The sequence below is a fragment of the Clostridia bacterium genome (assembly GCA_028698525.1).
Taxonomy (GTDB): Bacteria; Bacillota; Clostridia; order JAQVDB01; family JAQVDB01; genus JAQVDB01.
This window is the reverse complement of the sequence record JAQVDB010000001.1, coordinates 1-17,011: the sequence shown is the minus strand read 5'-3', so window position 1 is coordinate 17,011 and position 17,011 is coordinate 1. Positions and strand designations below refer to the sequence as shown.

Below are 17,011 nucleotides of genomic sequence, written 5' to 3'. Positions count from 1 at the left end.
TATGCAAAAGAATACTATATTAGCTGTTGATGATGAGATACATATTTTGGAGTTATTGAAATTCAACCTTGAGAAAGAAGGCTATGATGTGTTTTGTATAGAAACTGGAGAGCAGGCCCTATCTTATGTATCAAGGGATAAGCCTGACCTTATAATATTGGATATAATGTTACCTGGGATTGACGGGATAGAAGTATGCAAGCAGATAAAGAGCAAAAAGGAAACTGCCCTTATTCCTATAATAATGCTGACAGCTAAAAGCCAAGAAGTAGATAAAATACTTGGACTGGAGATCGGCGCAGATGACTATATAACAAAACCTTTTAGTGTGCGGGAGTTGATTGCAAGGGTAAAGGCGGTATTGAGGCGGTTTAGGGCCCATGAAAGATGCCAAAATCCTGAAATTATAAAAATTGGGAACATAAGCATAGATGTCAGCAATTATGAAGTTTATAAAGAAGGGCAGAATGTTCAATTGACCTTAAAAGAATTTGAGCTTTTAAAAATCCTGGCATTGAATAAAAACAAGGTGTTGACGAGAGATCAGCTTTTAAACCGAATTTGGGGTTATGATTATTATGGAGAGACTAGAACTGTGGATGTGCACATAAGGCACTTGAGGAAAAAGATAGAGGATGGTGACGGCAACCCTAAATATATTCATACTGTAAGGGGAGTGGGTTACAAGTTTGATTATAAGGATGATAGCCAGTGAGGCGTAAAATATTCATCACGTACATCATACTGATACTTTTTGCAGTGGCTATAGTAGGTAGTTATAGCATCTATATAAATCAGGTTGTATTTAGAGAGAATATAAAGCAAAGATTATTGACCAATGCTAAACTGATACAATATGAGTTGTCAGAAAAGTCAGATGGACATGTAATCGATATACAGGCAATAGCAGATAGATATTCGGAATTGACAGGAGCTAGGGTCACTATAGTTTATCATGATGGAACTGTATTAGCTGATTCATCTCGGAATGCAGCTGATATGGACAATCACGCTGATAGACCTGAAGTAAACAATGCACTAAATGGGAAAGCAGGCGAAAGCATAAGGTATAGCAGTTCATTAAAGACTGATATGATGTATGTAGCTTTGCCTGTTAGAACACATAATAATATAAAAACTGCGATAAGGCTAGCCATGTCACTTAAGGAAATAAATCATACTAGCGGTAGCATCATATGGTCTATAGTGTTGGCCATTATTGCAAGTTTATTAGTATCCTTGATACAAGCCTCTTTGTTTTCCAAGAGCATCACCGAACCTATTCGCCGGTTAAGCGATGCATCTAGAGTTATAGCCCGAGGAAACTTTGAAAATAAGATTCAAGTAAAAACAAATGATGAAATAGGAGAATTATCTGACAGCTTTAACCAGATGGCTGACAGGTTAAAAGTTACTATGGATCAGTTGAATCGGGAAAATATAAAATTAGAATCAATATTGTCCAGTATGGTAAATGGAGTATTAGCTGTAGACAATTCAAAGAATATATTGCTTGCAAATGGTGCACTGAAAGCGTTATTCAGTATAAGAGAGGAAATAGTAGGCAAACAGTTTATACAGGTAGTCAGAAGTGATTTAATAGATAGCATGATAGATCAGACGTTGGTAAACGGAGAAGTTAATGCTGTAGAAATGAGTTGGAGTAAAGGGGAGTTTAAACAATTAAAGGTGAGTGTAGCACCTATACAGAGGAATGGATTAGAAGGGGAAGTAACAGGAGCTGTGGTGCTGATACAAGATATCACTGAATTGAAAAAATTGGAGCAGATGCGAAAAGATTTTGTAGCTAATGTGTCTCATGAGATTAAGACTCCACTTACCTCTATAAAAGGATTTGTGGAGACTCTTAAAAATGGTGCTATAGAAGACAAAGATGTGAGCATGAAGTTTTTAAATATAATAGATATTGAAGTTGAAAGATTGACTAGGCTTATATCTGATATATTAGCATTGTCTGAAATTGAACGCAGCAGAGTAGTGGAGAGCGGGAAGAAAGTAGATGTGGGACATGTTATAAAAGATGTGGTGGATGTGTTAAAAGAGCAGGCTGGCAATAAGAAGATAGCCCTTAAATATAGTTTTGATGAAGGGGTATCAATTTGCTCCAGCAAGGATAGGATAAAGCAGTTATTTTTGAATTTAGCTGACAATGCAATAAAATATACCCCGGAGGGCGGCAGTGTGTTTATTAGTGCTCATAAAAAAGATGGATTTGTTACTATCAAGGTTGAAGATAATGGAATAGGTATAGACCAAGAGCATATACCTAGATTGTTTGAAAGATTTTATAGAGTAGACAAAGGCAGATCCAGAAATCTTGGCGGGACCGGGTTGGGTTTGGCGATTGTAAAGCATATTGTGGCTTCATTGAACGGCAACATTGTAGTTGAAAGCAAAAAAGGAAAAGGGACTTCTTTTATTGTTAATATGCCGGAGGGTTTGGTTTAAAAATACCAAACCCTTTTTTAACGTGGATTTAACATAATGTTTATCTACCATTAACATATCGATGATATATTCTATTCAAACAGTATATGGATAATAGACTTTGAAACAATAGTTGTAGCATAATTCAAAAGTTTATTATTCTCAAAATTGGGGGATGAGAAATGTTAAAAAAATTATTTAAGTTGAGTTTATTTTTATTGATGGGAATATTTGTGTTTGGATTGTTATCCGGATGCGGCACTGGTGTTGATGATGATCAAGAACAGGATGCTGTTGGGGATCAGAACGATGATCGAACAAGTGGGCTATCAGGCAGTTTTACAATCGCAGGGTCTACCTCTGTACAACCCCTATCTGAAGAACTGGTAAAAGAATTTGTTAAACTGAATCCAGATGTGCAAATCGATGTTAATGGAGGCGGCTCATCGGCTGGGATGAAATTGGTCAGTGAAGGAGGTTGTGATTTAGGGGCAGCCTCTAGGAATTTAAAAGATGAAGAATTGGCTGCTGGATTAGAACCTGTAGTCATTGCAAAAGACGGTATAGCAATAGTAGTACACAATGACAATCCAATAAGCGAGCTAACGGTAGAGCAAATAGCTAATATATATAGAGGGGAAATTTCTAATTGGAGCCAGTTGGGAGGAGAAGATTCTGAAATAACTATTGTAAACCGGGATGAAGCGTCAGGTACAAGAGGAGCTTTCCATGAACTGGTAGTAGGTGAAGAAAATGAGTTTACCCAGGATGCCATAATACAGTCATCGCAAAATGGGGTAAAGGAAGCAGTAAAGGGAGATAAAAATGCTATAGGTTATATATCAATGGGAATACTGGATGAATCAGTAAAAGGCTTGATCATAGAAGGTGTACAACCTAATGAAGAAAATGTATTGTCTGGGGACTATAAAATCGCAAGGCCTTTCAACTATGCTACTAATGGAAAACCTGATGGTTTGGTAAAGGAATATATCGACTGGGTATTGAGCGATCATGGGCAGGATATAGTCGCTAAGGAATATATCCCGATAAAATAAGCCTGCTGATGAGCAGGTTTGGTTTTTTGAGGTGTAAAACTAGATGATGAGGTGTTCTGATTTGAATTTAAAAGAAAGAATAATAAAAAATATATTGTTTTCATGTGCACTAGTGACAGCATTATCAGTTGTTTTAATAACAATTTTTATATTTAAAGAAGGCTTTCCTATTTTTTTTAAGGCGGGATTAGGCGAATTTCTATTTGGCACAAAGTGGCTGCCTACAGAAGGATATTTCGGTATTTTCCCTATGATAGTTGGTTCTGTTTATGTGACAATAGGTGCACTATTGTTGGGAGTACCTGTAGGGATTAGCTGTGCAATATTTTTGGCAAAGATAGCAAAGCCCAAGATGGCAAATGCAATAAGGCCTGCAATTGAATTGCTTGCTGGTATACCTTCTGTTATATATGGTTTTTATGGATTGATTGTTATAAGGCCTATCATAGCGAAATATTTCTCAGGCAATGGGTTTAGTATACTGACGGCATCTATAGTATTGGCAATTATGATACTTCCTACAATAATAAATATATCTGAAGTGTCGATAAAGGCTGTACCTATAGAATATGAGAGAGATTCTCTAGCACTGGGTGCATCTAGATGGCAGACTATTAAAAGAGTTATCCTTCCTGCTGCTAGAAACGGTATAATGACATCGATAGTATTGGGTCTTGGTCGTGCAATAGGAGAGACTATGGCGGTCATGATGGTAGCAGGCAATAGACCTATGATGCCGGATAGCTTATTTAATCCGGTCAGGACTTTGACTAGCAATATAGCAATTGATATGAGTTATGCTACAGGGGATCATCAAAGCGCCCTGTTTTCCACCGGAGTAGTGTTGTTTGTATTTATAATGGTGCTAAATGCTATTGTAAACTTTATACCCAGGAAAGTGGGTGAATAGATTGAATAAGATCAGGCTGGGAGAGAAAATAGCTACTTTTATATTGTGGATAGTTTCTGCAATAAGTGTTTTTATATTGATTGCGATAATAGGCCATATAATGATACAGGGTATTCCTCATATAAACTGGGAGTTTCTAACCGAGGAACCAGAGAATATGGGAAAGAGTGGAGGAATATACTCTATAATCATTTCAACGATTTATATTGTAGGAATATCACTTGTTATCTCCGTCCCCATAGGCGTTTGTGCTGCAATTTATTTGGCGGAATACGCAAAAGAAGGGAAAGGTGTAAGGATCATTAGATTTACTATTGAAACTTTGGCAGGGATCCCTTCAATTATCTTTGGATTATTTGGTATGGTGTTTTTTGTTTTATTTTTAAAGCTGGGATTGTCTGTCTTATCGGGAGGATTGACATTGTCACTTATGATTTTGCCTACATTGATAAGGACATCAGAAGAGGCAATCAGATCTGTTCCAAGGGAGTATAGGGAAGGAAGTCTAGCACTAGGAGCTTCAAAGTGGCAGACGATAAGCAGAGTCGTTCTTCCTTCCGCACTGTCAGGTATAATCACAGGGATAATACTAGGTATAGGTAGAGCTGTAGGAGAATCAGCAGCATTGATGTTGACTGCAGGAGGGACATTAGGGATACCGAACAATGTTTTGCGTCCAGGAAGAACTATGGCTGTACACATATATATTATGGCTTCAGAAGGGTTGTCTATGCAAAACACTTATGGAACAGCAGCGGTATTGATAATTCTCATCATGATTATAAATTTTGCAGCAAATAGGGCGATGAAAAAGATGATAGCTATAACATCAGTTAGGGGGCAAGCAAAGAATGGATAACAACAAGATTATAATTGAAAAAATGAATTTATTTTATGGGGATTTTCAGGCATTAAAAGATATAAATGTAACAATAGAAAGCAACAAAGTTATAGCATTGATAGGACCTTCAGGATGTGGTAAATCAACTTTCCTTAAATCAATAAACAGAATGAATGATCTTGTAGAAAATGCAAGAATAACGGGCAAAATATTGATAGATGAAAGAGATATATTCGAAGATTTTGATGTGATAGAGCTCAGAAAAAAAGTAGGAATGGTGTTTCAAAAGCCTAATCCATTTCCTATGAGCATATATGATAATATCGCATATGGCCCTAGAGTGCATGGCATAAAAGCCAGAAATAAATTAAATGATATTGTTGAAGCAAGTTTAAAAAATGCTGCGTTGTGGGATGAAGTAAAAGACAGATTGAATGGAAATGCCCTTGGACTGTCCGGCGGTCAACAGCAGAGACTTTGTATAGCAAGGGTGCTTGCGGTGGAGCCGGAAATAGTATTGATGGATGAACCTACATCCGCCCTTGACCCGATATCTACAGGAAAGATAGAGGAACTTATTGAGAACCTTAAACACAAGTATACTATAGTGATTGTTACCCATAATATGCAACAGGCAGGGAGGATATCGGATTATACGGCATTTTTCCTGATGGGTGAAGTGGTAGAGATGGGAAAGACCCAGGATATATTTTATAAACCTAAAGATAAAAGGACAGAAGATTATATTACCGGAAGATTTGGTTGAAAATCGGGAGGGATATTATATGAGTGCAAGAGTTATATATGACCAAGAGCTAAAATGTTTGAAAAATAATATATTAAAGATGGGCGCAGCGGTAGAAAATAGAATACAAGAAGCCATAAAGGCATTAATAAAAAAAGATATAAATCTGGCACAACAAATATTGCAACAGGATGAACAGATAAATAAGATGGAAGTGTATATTCAAGACAGGTGTGTAAAGCTGATCGCAACTCAACAGCCTTTGGCAGGAGATTTAAGGATGATAACAACTGCATTAAAGATAATCACCGATTTGGAGAGGGTAGGAGATCATGCTGTGGATATTTCTCAAATAGTTTTTAAATTGGCTGATGAGCAATATATAAAGCCACTTTTAGATATTCCTAGGATGTCCCAGCTGTGTATTGAGATGCTCAGCCGCTCGCTGGATGCATATGTGAAAAACGATATAGAGTTATCAAAAAAGGTGTGTCTTCTAGATGATGAGATTGATGGATTATATGAGCAGATATTGAGAGAGCTGCTTATTATAATGATGCAAGATGCTAAAACTATCACGCAAGCTACCTATTTTCTGCTCATTGCAAAATATTTGGAAAGGGTTGCCGATCATGCAACAAACATAGCAGAATGGGTTATATACAATGTGACAGGGAAACAGGAAGATCTAAATAAATAAGCCTATGGAATGTGTAAGTTCCATAGGCTTATTTATTTCCGGAAATATGGAAAAAGATAAAAAACGCTATTGAATATATATAAAACATTATGGGAAATATAATTATTACAAAAAGATAATTGAGGTGGTAATAGTGCCAATTGGTTTGCTTTTGCTAGTTGTAATTGCAATTTTAGTTTTCTTTGGAGTGGCGCACAGGGTTTTGGATAGGTTGAGATTAAGTGACAAAGGGGCATTGCTTTTTTTGGGTGCTTTTATTATTGGGAGCTTTATTCCAGATATACCTTTAGGTAATAAATTAACGATAAATATAGCAGGTGCTGTAATTCCTTTGATACTTGTTATATATCTTTTTGTAAAAGCAGGAACAGGAAAAGAAAAATTGAGGGCTATACTTGCAAGCATTGTTGCCGGTGTTGCTGTTTTTTTCAGCGCTAAACTTTTGCCTGCAGAACCGGAGGCTATATTTATTGATCCTCTTTATGTATACGGAATAGTAGGCGGAGTTGTAGCATATATTTTTGGGCGCTCTAGGAGGAGTGCATTTATCGCTGGGGTATTAGGTGTCATGATAGCAGATATCGCTCAAGCCGTGATAAATTATACCAAAGGTATTCCCGGTCCCTTGAGGCTTGGAGGTGCAGGAGTGCTGGACGCAACAGTTATTTCAGGGCTGATTGCAGTGCTTCTTGCAGAGGTTGTAGGGGAAATAAGGGAAAAGATGCAAGGTGGAACAGATAAAAAAGATATGGACTATGAAAATGCTGAATTTGCCAGTATGTTGGGCACAGATAAGGATAAGATTAAGCCCTTCAAAAATAGAGATAAAAGGAGAGAAGGTGAGGATGATTAAAAAGACAATAGCATTTGTATTATTGATGATTACTATTCTATTTTGTATTGGTCCTTACGATGCCCACGCCGATGATTGGTTTGAAGATGGATATGGATATTATACTGTTTATAAAGATGATGGAAAAGTACTCTTTATGATTGCAAGCCAAGTTAGCGTAGGCGATGAATATATAAGCGGGGATAATAAAAGCTATGAGATATATAAGGTAGATGACAATCAAAAGGAGGCATATGCAAAATATATTGAAGACATAAAACTTCCGGAGATAGATTTAGATGAAATATTGCCCTCGGCAGCACAGAAAAAGGGCACTGTAGTGTTATACTGTACCCATAGTGATGAATCTTACGTGCCTACTGATGGCACAGAGAGTAAAGAACATAAGGGAGGTATATTTGAGGTTGCCCGTTCTTTGAAGAAAGGATTTGAAAATAACGGAGTAGATGCCATACTGGATGAAACAGTTCATACTCCCCATGATGCAGGTGCATACAGGCGGTCGAGGAGGACGGTTGCAAATTTGCTTAAAAATAAACCGGATGCTATATTCGATGTGCACAGGGATGCAGTGCCCAAAGAAGCCTATGTTAAAGACATAGAAGGTATGCCCGCTACCAAGGTGAGGTTGGTAATAGGCAGAAGAAATCAAAACAGCAATGCAAACAAACAAGTTGCATTAAAGATTAAATCGGTTTCTGACAAGATGTATCCAGGACTAGTAAAGGATATATATATGGGAGAAGGTAATTACAACCAGGAGATTGCCCCCAGAGCTCTTTTGTTGGAGATGGGAACATATTCTCACAAGAGAGAGAGAGCAGAAAAATCAGCGGAAATGTTTGCAGATGTAGCTACTGCTGCGCTATTCGGGGGTACTACCAAACGTGCTGAGACAAAGGAGAAACCGGGAGTGGACAGGGAGGAGGACATTTCTGCAATAACTAAAAGCAGTAAGGGAGCTACTAGCGGTATATTTTGGGTTATTTTAATATTGGTTGTTGGTGGAGGCCTTTTCCTATTCTTAAGTTCAGGCAGAAAAGAGTTTAGATCCAAGATTTCAAAAATGACTAAAGAGGAGTTTGCCAATTTTCTAGGTAGAAGAAAAAATCCCAAAGAATAGGATGGGACAAAAATGGATAGTGTTGAAGAGCTGATTATTTTCGGTATAGTAATGGGTACATTTGCCAGGTTTTATTTACTAAGGGTTGATTTTAGACAGTATCCCAGTTATCCTCAAGGATATGTAATACATCTTACTATCGGTATGATTGCAGCGGCGTTGGGGGCAGTGGCATTTCCCGCTCTTATCAAAAAAGAATACACAGCTGTTACTTTTTTAGCAGTTGCACTTCAACAGTTCAGAGAGATAAGAGGAATGGAGAGGGAAAGCCTAAACAAGATAGAAGAAACAGAGCTCATCAAGAGAGGAACAGCTTATATAGAGGATATTGCAAAAACATTTGAAGCAAGAAATTACATTGTATTGATAACGTCCTTGGCTACTTCTATAATGATTTACCTGACACACAGTGTGGCTATAGGAATATTGTCAGGTATTGTAGTTGTTGTTTCACTCAAAAAGATAATGGACAAGACTACTATAGGGCAAGTGGCAGATGTGAAGAGAGGGGATATCAAATTTATCGGAGCCCTATTGAAGATAGATGATATAGTGATGATGAATGTTGGGCTCAAAGAAGCTAGGCAAAAGATAATGGAAAAAGGTGTAGCTATATCAATAAAGCCTAAAGATGACAATACAAGAATTACTCTAGGTAATATAGGACAAAGGCAGGCAATAGTTCATGATATTTCAGTATTGTTTGGAATACTGAAAGAAACTGATGAACCGGAATTTTCTTCAATAGCAAAAAGAGATCCAAAAACCGGAGATGTTGCAATATTTATAATACCCAAAGAGCCGGATATAGATTTGATAATAGAAGCAGTTAAGAGATTACCTATTTTAGAGAGTGCAAAGAGGTATCCATTATTTTCAGAGACTGGAAGGAAGGCTGCTGACTAGTCTTGAAGGAAGGAAAATTGAAATATGGATGTAGGCATTAAAAAATCAATAGTTGCAGTTGTTACTACCCATCCCGATAAAGTAGGAGCAGGGGGAGTACCTTGTTTTTATGCAAAGGATGAAGAGGAAATGGAAAAAATCGCGATGTATTTAACAAGGATAACTTATGGCATGGTACATGATCTAGAAAATGGTGTTTATATTATAGTTAAACATTAAAATAAAAGGTGGGAAATATTGAAGATAATATATTCTAGCTATTTTGGAAGCTATTTGCCGGTTGTTGCATCAGCAATGCACTTAGATATACTGACTCCTTTTGTGCTCCCCACCTTTGAACAAATTTTTGGTTTGCCATACTTTGGGCCTAAGTATTCAAGGATGTACGGCAATTTTTTTTATATAGGGATGGATGAGTACAACAACGAGGTATATACTATAGGGTGTAAGAATTTATCCGATGTAATGCAAAGAGCACATAAAAGCATATCTTCTTTTTTTAATTTAGATGATATACAATATTATGATATAGATGAGGGTGAAATGGGCAAAATCAAAATAAGGATAGCTGAGAATCTTTTATTATTACAGACTACAAGTGAAATATCGGAACGCATTATATACAGTCATATAAAAAACAGATATTTAAACATATCAAAGACCGTCCTAAAAGTAAAAAAAGAGATTCAGGAGGTCGAATAAATGTATATTTTCTATGCTTGCTACGGCAGTGCTCACACATCTATAACTGCTGCTAGCATTCACTTGGGATATTTGCCTGATGACCATGTACCATTAGCTGATGAATTTAATAAAGTTCCTTTTTATGATCAGATGCCTCCAGAGAAGATTGGTAGCCCTTTATATATGGGGATAGATAGCTATAGAAACCAAATATTTTCTATAGGAATGAAGTCTTCGCGGAAGATTGTTACCAATTCAATATATAGCTTATTGAACATAAATGGTGTTAAAAAAAATATCATAATAATAAATTCGTTAATTGATTTAAATTTATTTACAATGACGGGAGGTTTTATGTCCAGAAGAATGAACTGGGTTTTGATAGGTAGACCTCTTACTGTATACGGAATAAGAAAAAGCTATAGAAAGCTTGTTGATCTGGTTGAAAGTGTGAAAAACACAGTAGCCATGCATGGTAGATAGTAAGAGGAAAGTCAACTAAATGGGCAATAATCTCTTTAGATTGGCGATTTTAAATAAATTCAGGCTTTGACCTAAAACCAATTTGTATTTATAATATTCTTTGTCAGTAAAAATTCCTCGATAGCTCAGCGGTAGAGCATCCGGCTGTTAACCGGAGGGTCGTAGGTTCGAATCCTACTCGGGGAGCCAAATTCGGGCCTTTAGCTCAGTTGGTTTAGAGCAACCGGCTCATAACCGGTAGGTCCGGGGTTCGAGTCCCTGAAGGCCCACCATAATGAAAAGCTAGATATATGCATATATCTAGCTTTTTATTTTATATATACAAATAAGATTGGGTGAAAACATGAAATTACCTGTTAGATTAGCAGCCATAGCCAAAAATGTAGGAATCTGCGATACAGTGGCAGATGTGGGTACTGATCATGCCCTCATTCCGATATATTTGATCCGGCAAAAAGTTTGCAAAAAAGTGATAGCTACCGATATAAATTACGGTCCCCTTGAAAAGGCACAAGTAAATATTAAAAAATATAACTTGCAAAATATGATACAATTGAGAAGAGGAAACGGACTCAGCGTTCTTGAAGGGGAAAAAGTTGACTGTTTAGTTATTTCCGGAATGGGAGGATTATTGATAAAGAAGATTTTATCAGAAGGTAAAGATATCATCAAGTATGTGGGCAGGTTGGTGTTGCAACCTAATGGAGCGGAGTACGAACTAAGAAAGTCTTTCTATGATATAGGTCTTAGTATAGTTGATGAGCAATTAATAAGGGACAGAAGCAAGTATTATCAAATAATTGTGTGCCATCCCGGAAATATGAAAAAATATGATTTTATAGAACTGGATATTGGTCCGAAGATCATTCAAAAAAAAGATCCCTTGCTTGAAGATTTTCTGGTTTTTAGAATAAGTAGAATAAATCAGGTTTTGAATAGTTTGGAAAACGTTAAAGATGATGATTCTGTAGTGAAGATAAAATATTATGAGAATTTATTAAATTCTTATAAGGAGGTATTGAAATGGGTTGCGAAGCAAGCAGAGTGATTGAAATTTTGGAAGAAATCGCACCTTCATATCTTGCAGAGAGTTGGGACAACTCCGGATTACAGATTGGAAGCCGTGATATAAAAGTTGCAAAAATTATGGTGGCACTTGATTTAACCTTTGGTGTAGTTCGTCAGGCTGAACAAGATGGTGTGGATATGATTGTTACCCATCATCCCTTTTTGTTTGATGGAGTCAAATCTATCGACTTGGATACCTTTACAGGAAAACTCATATCTAGGATAATAAAAAACGATATTGTTGTTTATTCAGCTCATACCAATTTAGATATTGCACCTGAAGGGGTGAATCAACAACTTGCGAATATATTCAAACTGAAGGAAACCCAACTGTTATATGAGACATATTCAGAAGAATATTTTAAGTTAGTGGTTTTTGTGCCGGAAGGATATCAGGATGATGTGAGAAGTGCCATTACGGAACAAGGAGCAGGCTGGGTTGGTAATTATAGCGGCTGTACGTTTCAAATGTCAGGAATGGGGACTTTTATTCCTATGCAAGGAACCTCCCCTTTTATAGGAAAACAAGGGAAGCTGGAAAAAGTTAAAGAATATAGGATGGAAACGATAGTCAGAAAAAGAGATTTATATAAGGTCATAGATGCCATGATAAAGTCTCATCCATATGAAGAGGTTGCATACGATGTATATCCTTTGAAAAATAAATTAAATACATATGGTCTAGGGAAGATAGGAAAAGTTCATCACATAATGAACTTAAAAGAGTATGCAGAGTTTGTAAAGAATCAATTGAATATTAAAAGTTTAAATGTTGCAGGCAATATGGAAAAAAGCATAAAAAAGGTAGCTGTATGCGGGGGCAGTGGTTCCAGTCTTATAGATTGTGCAGTTTCAAAAAATGCAGATTTGTTTATAACGGGAGATATAAAGTATCATGATGCTCAAAGAGCAGTAAATTCCGGTTTATGCATAATAGATGCGGGACATTATAATACAGAGGTTATCATACTGCCTTTTTTGATCAATTATTTAAAAAAGTTTTTTAAGGAACAGGCACTGGATGTAGAAGTTGTTGGTTATTCTGGTGATGAACAGATAATTTATAATTTGTAATATCAATTTATATTTTCCTAAAATTTGTTTTTTTGTTATAATATATTTATATAATGTTTATTTTTATTTTTAAAAATGATTTTTTATGAGTTTTCGTTTTTCTTGTATACATGTTGTTTAGAGGGTGACTTGAAGTATCACCCTCTTTATAGATTTAAAAAAAATTCGGCACTTAAAATTTTCTAGGGAGGGGTATAGCAATGAAACAAGCAAATTTGCTTTTTAGATATCAAACTTTAGACGATATGCTTTTAAAGTACAATAAACAAAAAGAAGAGTCTGATAAAAGAAAAAAGCTGCTAAAATTAAAAAAGTATTTAATAATACAAAACCGTAAATTAAAATCTATAACCAGCGAGGTAGATGATAAGAATAAAGTCTATAGAAAGATCAGCAGTGTGGTAGAGGATCTAACGTATAATCTAAAAGGTGACCATGAACGGCTTTATAGTGGTGAAATTAGCGATATCAAGCAATTGGAACATTTACAAAATAATGCTGAACGATATAAAAGGGAGATAAACAACAAGGAAGAAGAGCTTATCAATTTGATTGATCAGATAAAAGTTATGGAAGATAATATTAACAAAATAAGGGTGAAAATGGCCAAAGGTAAAAAAGAATATATGAAAATAAATAAATTGCATAAGCAAGAAATGGGCACAATAAATAGCAAAATAGATGAGATAAAAGATGAAATGGAGAAGGTGGAAAAGAAAATAGAGCCAGAGTTATTAAAGAGATATAAAAATGCTCGAAAGTTTAAAAAGATTGTGGTGGCAAAACTAAAGCAGAATAAATGCAGCGGATGTAATATGACTATTCCTTTTGCATTGATAGACAAATTGAAAAATGAAGATGAAATTGTGGAATGTGAAACCTGTGGCAGAGTAATCTGCATAGAATAATAAATAAATTTTTTTGACAAATAAATTTCTTTGTGTTAAAATTAAATTCCTGAAAAAAATGCGAGTAAGTCAGATGGTCGCGTCTTTATAAGACGAGGAAAGTCCGAGCTCCATAGGGCAGGATGCTGGGTAACACCCAGTGAAGGCGACTTTAAGGAAAGTGCAACAGAAATATACCGCCCCATCACCGGGGTAAGGTTGGAAAGGCGAGGTAAGAGCTCACCAGCGGTCAGGCGACTGATCGGCTATGTAAACCCCATCCGGAGCAAGACCAAGTAGGAGGAAAGAACGTGGCGGCCCGTCACTTCCTCGGGTAAGGTTGCTGGAGATGTTAGGCAACTAGCATCCTAGATAGATGACCATCTAATACAGAACTCGGCTTATAGACTTGCTCGCTTAACATTTCAACCTCAAGGCATATTGCCTTGAGGTTTTTTGTCGTGTGCCTGGTATAGCGAAAGTCTACTATGGGCTTGGTAGTAGGAACCGTTGAATCATAGGAGAACAAGCAAATAAAAATTACCGAGAACACGTTAGAATGCAGAAAACAGAACAAAGGCACCATCGTCAACTGCGGGAATAGTGTGGAACATGAAAGGCGCAGGTGAGTCGATAAGATGAAACAGATGGACTTCTACAGTAAATCAATCTATGCTAATAAAAATCCTATCAAGGACAATTAAAGACAATAGAATTATATCGCTTATCTAGAAATTATTAGAGGAATGTTCATAAAGAATAAAGAAAAGAAGGAAACTACAATAACTAGGCTTAATCAAGAAAGATACCTAGGATATACTTTACTTCAAATTGGCAGGCATGAAGAATATCACGAAATCTATTTATGAATGATTAAGAAGAATTCGGATTATAATATGGAAAATGTGGAAGAAAGCTAGAGTAAAGTTTAAAAATATTCAGAAAATAGGAGTGGCAAAGAAAGTTAAGTTTTCTTAAATATTACCTTGAAGTTAGAGTCTAAACTATGAAATCGCCGTATACGTGAAATTTACGTAAGGTGATGTAGGAGATAGATAAAATGATTATATATCTCCTACCCGATTATGATCACAGAGATGGAATTATTGTACACATAATATATAATAGAAATAAATGGTGTAAGATAAAACAACGGGTGTATAAATCAGATGATAAAAAGCATAGAAAATGGAAGTTGATATAATAACTCAAAATAATGATAGGTCTTTGAATTTTATTTTCGTTATTCAAATAAATAAGTAATATTTTCGAAAACGTTCTTGATCTTTTCTGTTTTTTTCGATAAAATCATAATAGAAGCTGACTATAGATATCCATTAATTAAAAAATACTGAAAGATTTAAAGCTTATAAAAGGAAAGGAGAAACATGTGGTTAGATTAAAAGATATTGCAGAAATAGCTGGAGTAACCGTATCCACCGTTTCTAAAGCGTTGAGAGATAGCTCCGATATAAATAAAGAAACTAAATCAGAAATAATCAAAATTGCTAAAGACTTGAATTATAAATTTAAAACGCCTGAAAAAAAATTAACAAACGGACTCGGAATTATAGGAGTAATATGCCCTGAAGTTACAAGTAATTATTATTCTCAAATCATAAGTATAATCGAGGAAGAAGTAAGGAAAGAAGGATATATTTGCATAATTGGTTTTACAAATTTTAAGACAAATGATGAAAGATACTATCTAAAACATTTAATAAACGCAAATGTTGAAGGGATTATTTTTATAACCGAGAGTTCTGACGTTGAAAATATTTTATTGGAACATAAAAAGCATGCTTCTATACCTCTTGTCCTAATTGCGCAAAATACAGAAACTAAAAAACTTGATTGTATAAAAATAGACGATGAGTATGGTGTTAGGTTAGCTGTTGAATATTTAATCCAATTGGGGCATAAAAATATTGGCTATATTGGAGATGAATTATCAAATACAAGGCTGAATATATTTATGAAAATTATGCGTGAAAATAAAATGCAAATAAACAAAAAGTATATCAAGGTAAGCGAAGAAAGATTTCAAAAATGTGGTTATGAATTAATGAATAATATGTTACTCGAAGATGATGTCCCAACGGCTATTTTAGCTGCATATGATGACATTGCTATAGGAGCAACAAAAGCCATTTTCGATAAAGGTCTCATAGTGCCTGATGATATTTCAATATTAGGTATAGATAACGCAAGAGTATCATCTTATTGTCGACCAGAACTTACAACTATAGCAGGTCCAGTAGAAGAAATGGGGAAAATTGCTGTTAAGCTCCTATTTAAAAAAATTAAAGAGAGCCAATACAATGTGATTCAGAATGTAAAACTTTCACCAAGGTTAATTCAAAGAAAATCTACAATAAATAAAAGATAAAGTATAAATCAAAAAACAATTATGCATATTCATATTTTCGAAAAGGACAAACCCTAAAAACAGAAATAGCTATATATTTTCGAAAATACTATTGACATTCAAAAATTGCTATATTATACTATATATGTAATTGCCAATCTACATATTGTACTAAATTATTCGATGATTATTGTAATTAAAACATTTTATAATTATGTCTTACAAACAAGTAAAGCTTTTTTAATTACAATAAAAATTTGTTTCCTAAATGTCGTAATTCACATCAATTTTGATAGGATGATTTTCATATCAAGTAATCTAATTATAAGCATAGACAAATAAATCAAAGATCTTGCATTAATCTATTTGGCTACAGGAATATATTTAGCAAGTTTATGGTAAAGAATTAGAATATTAACAATTTTTAATAAAGTGAAAATAGTATGGATAATTTTATCGTTTAGTCTAGTCAGTTTTTGAAATATTACACTATCGATCTAAATTGACACAGCAAACAAATATGCTGAGTATTCCGACAATATAACTCAATAAAATTATTAGAAACTCTAAGCAAAGACTTAAAAAAGAAATTCCTTGATTATAGATTTACTGATTTTAAAATATTTTAAAAAGAGTTAAAGTTGATATCAATGCTGATGAGACCAATATAAATTAGTGTGGCAACGATATATAAAGGGTTTAAGATTACCGTCTTTGACGGAAATAAATAAAAAATAAAAATGATTAAGGAGGGTTTTAATGAAAAGGGTAGTTGCGTTATTAATTATGCTTATCGTGGTAATTAGTATGTTTACAGGATGTGCAACAACTACTTCTGATTCTCAGGGATATGTCGCTTACTA

Annotated in this window: 18 protein-coding genes, 2 tRNA genes and 1 other RNA gene; all 21 read left to right on the top strand. The window is 35.1% G+C overall.

The features are described from left to right. Position 1: 1 nt before the first annotated feature. Positions 2–715, top strand: coding sequence for a response regulator transcription factor (locus PHP06_00105; protein ID MDD3838961.1), 714 nt, complete (start codon positions 2–4; stop codon positions 713–715). After that, positions 712–2,469, top strand: coding sequence for an ATP-binding protein (locus PHP06_00100; GenBank protein ID MDD3838960.1), 1,758 nt, complete (start codon positions 712–714; stop codon positions 2,467–2,469). Before PHP06_00105 ends, PHP06_00100 begins: the two co-directional genes overlap by 4 nt. A gap of 161 nt (positions 2,470–2,630) precedes the next feature. Further along, entirely contained in the window at positions 2,631–3,506 is an 876-nt protein-coding gene (locus tag PHP06_00095) for a phosphate ABC transporter substrate-binding protein (GenBank protein MDD3838959.1), read from the top strand. A gap of 61 nt (positions 3,507–3,567) precedes the next feature. Next, the gene (pstC, locus tag PHP06_00090; GenBank protein MDD3838958.1) at positions 3,568–4,416 is read left to right on the top strand and encodes a phosphate ABC transporter permease subunit PstC; all 849 of its coding nucleotides are present in this window, start codon (positions 3,568–3,570) and stop codon (positions 4,414–4,416) included. 1 nt (position 4,417) lies between these two features. Continuing rightward, positions 4,418–5,275 carry a phosphate ABC transporter permease PstA gene (gene pstA, locus PHP06_00085; protein MDD3838957.1) on the top strand — a complete coding sequence of 286 codons (858 nt, stop codon included), beginning with the start codon at positions 4,418–4,420 and terminating at the stop codon, positions 5,273–5,275. Further along, positions 5,268–6,023 (top strand): phosphate ABC transporter ATP-binding protein PstB, encoded by a 756-nt coding sequence (gene pstB / locus PHP06_00080; protein MDD3838956.1) that lies wholly within the window; start codon positions 5,268–5,270, stop codon positions 6,021–6,023. Before pstA ends, pstB begins: the two co-directional genes overlap by 8 nt. A gap of 19 nt (positions 6,024–6,042) precedes the next feature. Then, positions 6,043–6,702, top strand: coding sequence for a phosphate signaling complex protein PhoU (phoU, locus tag PHP06_00075; protein MDD3838955.1), 660 nt, complete (start codon positions 6,043–6,045; stop codon positions 6,700–6,702). Between the two features lie 133 nt (positions 6,703–6,835). Continuing rightward, positions 6,836–7,555 (top strand): DUF1614 domain-containing protein, encoded by a 720-nt coding sequence (locus tag PHP06_00070; GenBank protein MDD3838954.1) that lies wholly within the window; start codon positions 6,836–6,838, stop codon positions 7,553–7,555. Continuing rightward, positions 7,548–8,678 carry a stage II sporulation protein P gene (locus PHP06_00065; protein MDD3838953.1) on the top strand — a complete coding sequence of 377 codons (1,131 nt, stop codon included), beginning with the start codon at positions 7,548–7,550 and terminating at the stop codon, positions 8,676–8,678. Before PHP06_00070 ends, PHP06_00065 begins: the two co-directional genes overlap by 8 nt. Before the next feature lie 12 nt (positions 8,679–8,690). Beyond that, entirely contained in the window at positions 8,691–9,584 is an 894-nt protein-coding gene (locus PHP06_00060) for a YIEGIA family protein (GenBank protein MDD3838952.1), read from the top strand. Between the two features lie 24 nt (positions 9,585–9,608). Further along, complete coding sequence (locus tag PHP06_00055; protein MDD3838951.1) at positions 9,609–9,803, top strand: hypothetical protein; 195 nt, start codon at positions 9,609–9,611, stop codon at positions 9,801–9,803. 18 nt (positions 9,804–9,821) lie between these two features. After that, positions 9,822–10,286 (top strand): DUF3189 family protein, encoded by a 465-nt coding sequence (locus PHP06_00050; protein ID MDD3838950.1) that lies wholly within the window; start codon positions 9,822–9,824, stop codon positions 10,284–10,286. Further along, a complete protein-coding gene (locus PHP06_00045; protein ID MDD3838949.1) occupies positions 10,287–10,751 on the top strand; it encodes a DUF3189 family protein in 465 nt (154 codons plus the stop codon). It abuts the gene before it with no gap. 114 nt (positions 10,752–10,865) lie between these two features. Beyond that, positions 10,866–10,940, top strand: a tRNA-Asn gene (locus tag PHP06_00040). Between the two features lie 5 nt (positions 10,941–10,945). Beyond that, positions 10,946–11,023: transfer RNA gene (locus PHP06_00035), tRNA-Ile, on the top strand. Positions 11,024–11,094: 71 nt separating this feature from the next. Then, positions 11,095–11,799: a class I SAM-dependent methyltransferase gene (locus tag PHP06_00030; GenBank protein MDD3838948.1), complete on the top strand. Its 705-nt coding sequence runs from the start codon at positions 11,095–11,097 to the stop codon at positions 11,797–11,799. After that, the gene (locus PHP06_00025) at positions 11,775–12,893 is read left to right on the top strand and encodes a Nif3-like dinuclear metal center hexameric protein (protein MDD3838947.1); all 1,119 of its coding nucleotides are present in this window, start codon (positions 11,775–11,777) and stop codon (positions 12,891–12,893) included. The genes PHP06_00030 and PHP06_00025 overlap by 25 nt, the downstream gene beginning before the upstream one ends. Positions 12,894–13,093: 200 nt before the next feature. After that, positions 13,094–13,801, top strand: a complete 708-nt coding sequence (locus PHP06_00020; GenBank protein ID MDD3838946.1) for a C4-type zinc ribbon domain-containing protein — start codon at positions 13,094–13,096, stop codon at positions 13,799–13,801. 61 nt (positions 13,802–13,862) lie between these two features. Then, positions 13,863–14,200: RNase P RNA component class A (gene rnpB, locus PHP06_00015), an RNA gene on the top strand. Between the two features lie 640 nt (positions 14,201–14,840). Next, positions 14,841–14,984 carry a hypothetical protein gene (locus tag PHP06_00010; GenBank protein ID MDD3838945.1) on the top strand — a complete coding sequence of 48 codons (144 nt, stop codon included), beginning with the start codon at positions 14,841–14,843 and terminating at the stop codon, positions 14,982–14,984. A 186-nt stretch (positions 14,985–15,170) separates the two neighbouring features. Then, complete coding sequence (locus PHP06_00005; protein MDD3838944.1) at positions 15,171–16,169, top strand: LacI family DNA-binding transcriptional regulator; 999 nt, start codon at positions 15,171–15,173, stop codon at positions 16,167–16,169. The last annotated feature ends 842 nt before the right edge of the window (positions 16,170–17,011 follow it).

Bases quoted from the DNA above. Each gene is read 5' to 3' on its own strand.
- PHP06_00105 (MDD3838961.1), top strand. From the start codon at position 2: ATGCAAAAGAATACTATATTAGCTGTTGATGATGAGATACATATTTTG.
- PHP06_00095 (MDD3838959.1), top strand. From the start codon at position 2,631: ATGTTAAAAAAATTATTTAAGTTGAGTTTATTTTTATTGATGGGAATA.
- pstB (MDD3838956.1), top strand. From the start codon at position 5,268: ATGGATAACAACAAGATTATAATTGAAAAAATGAATTTATTTTATGGG.
- phoU (MDD3838955.1), top strand. From the start codon at position 6,043: ATGAGTGCAAGAGTTATATATGACCAAGAGCTAAAATGTTTGAAAAAT.
- PHP06_00065 (MDD3838953.1), top strand. From the start codon at position 7,548: ATGATTAAAAAGACAATAGCATTTGTATTATTGATGATTACTATTCTA.
- PHP06_00060 (MDD3838952.1), top strand. From the start codon at position 8,691: ATGGATAGTGTTGAAGAGCTGATTATTTTCGGTATAGTAATGGGTACA.
- PHP06_00055 (MDD3838951.1), top strand. From the start codon at position 9,609: ATGGATGTAGGCATTAAAAAATCAATAGTTGCAGTTGTTACTACCCAT.
- PHP06_00045 (MDD3838949.1), top strand. From the start codon at position 10,287: ATGTATATTTTCTATGCTTGCTACGGCAGTGCTCACACATCTATAACT.
- PHP06_00030 (MDD3838948.1), top strand. From the start codon at position 11,095: ATGAAATTACCTGTTAGATTAGCAGCCATAGCCAAAAATGTAGGAATC.
- PHP06_00025 (MDD3838947.1), top strand. From the start codon at position 11,775: ATGGGTTGCGAAGCAAGCAGAGTGATTGAAATTTTGGAAGAAATCGCA.
- PHP06_00020 (MDD3838946.1), top strand. From the start codon at position 13,094: ATGAAACAAGCAAATTTGCTTTTTAGATATCAAACTTTAGACGATATG.
- PHP06_00010 (MDD3838945.1), top strand. From the start codon at position 14,841: ATGATTATATATCTCCTACCCGATTATGATCACAGAGATGGAATTATT.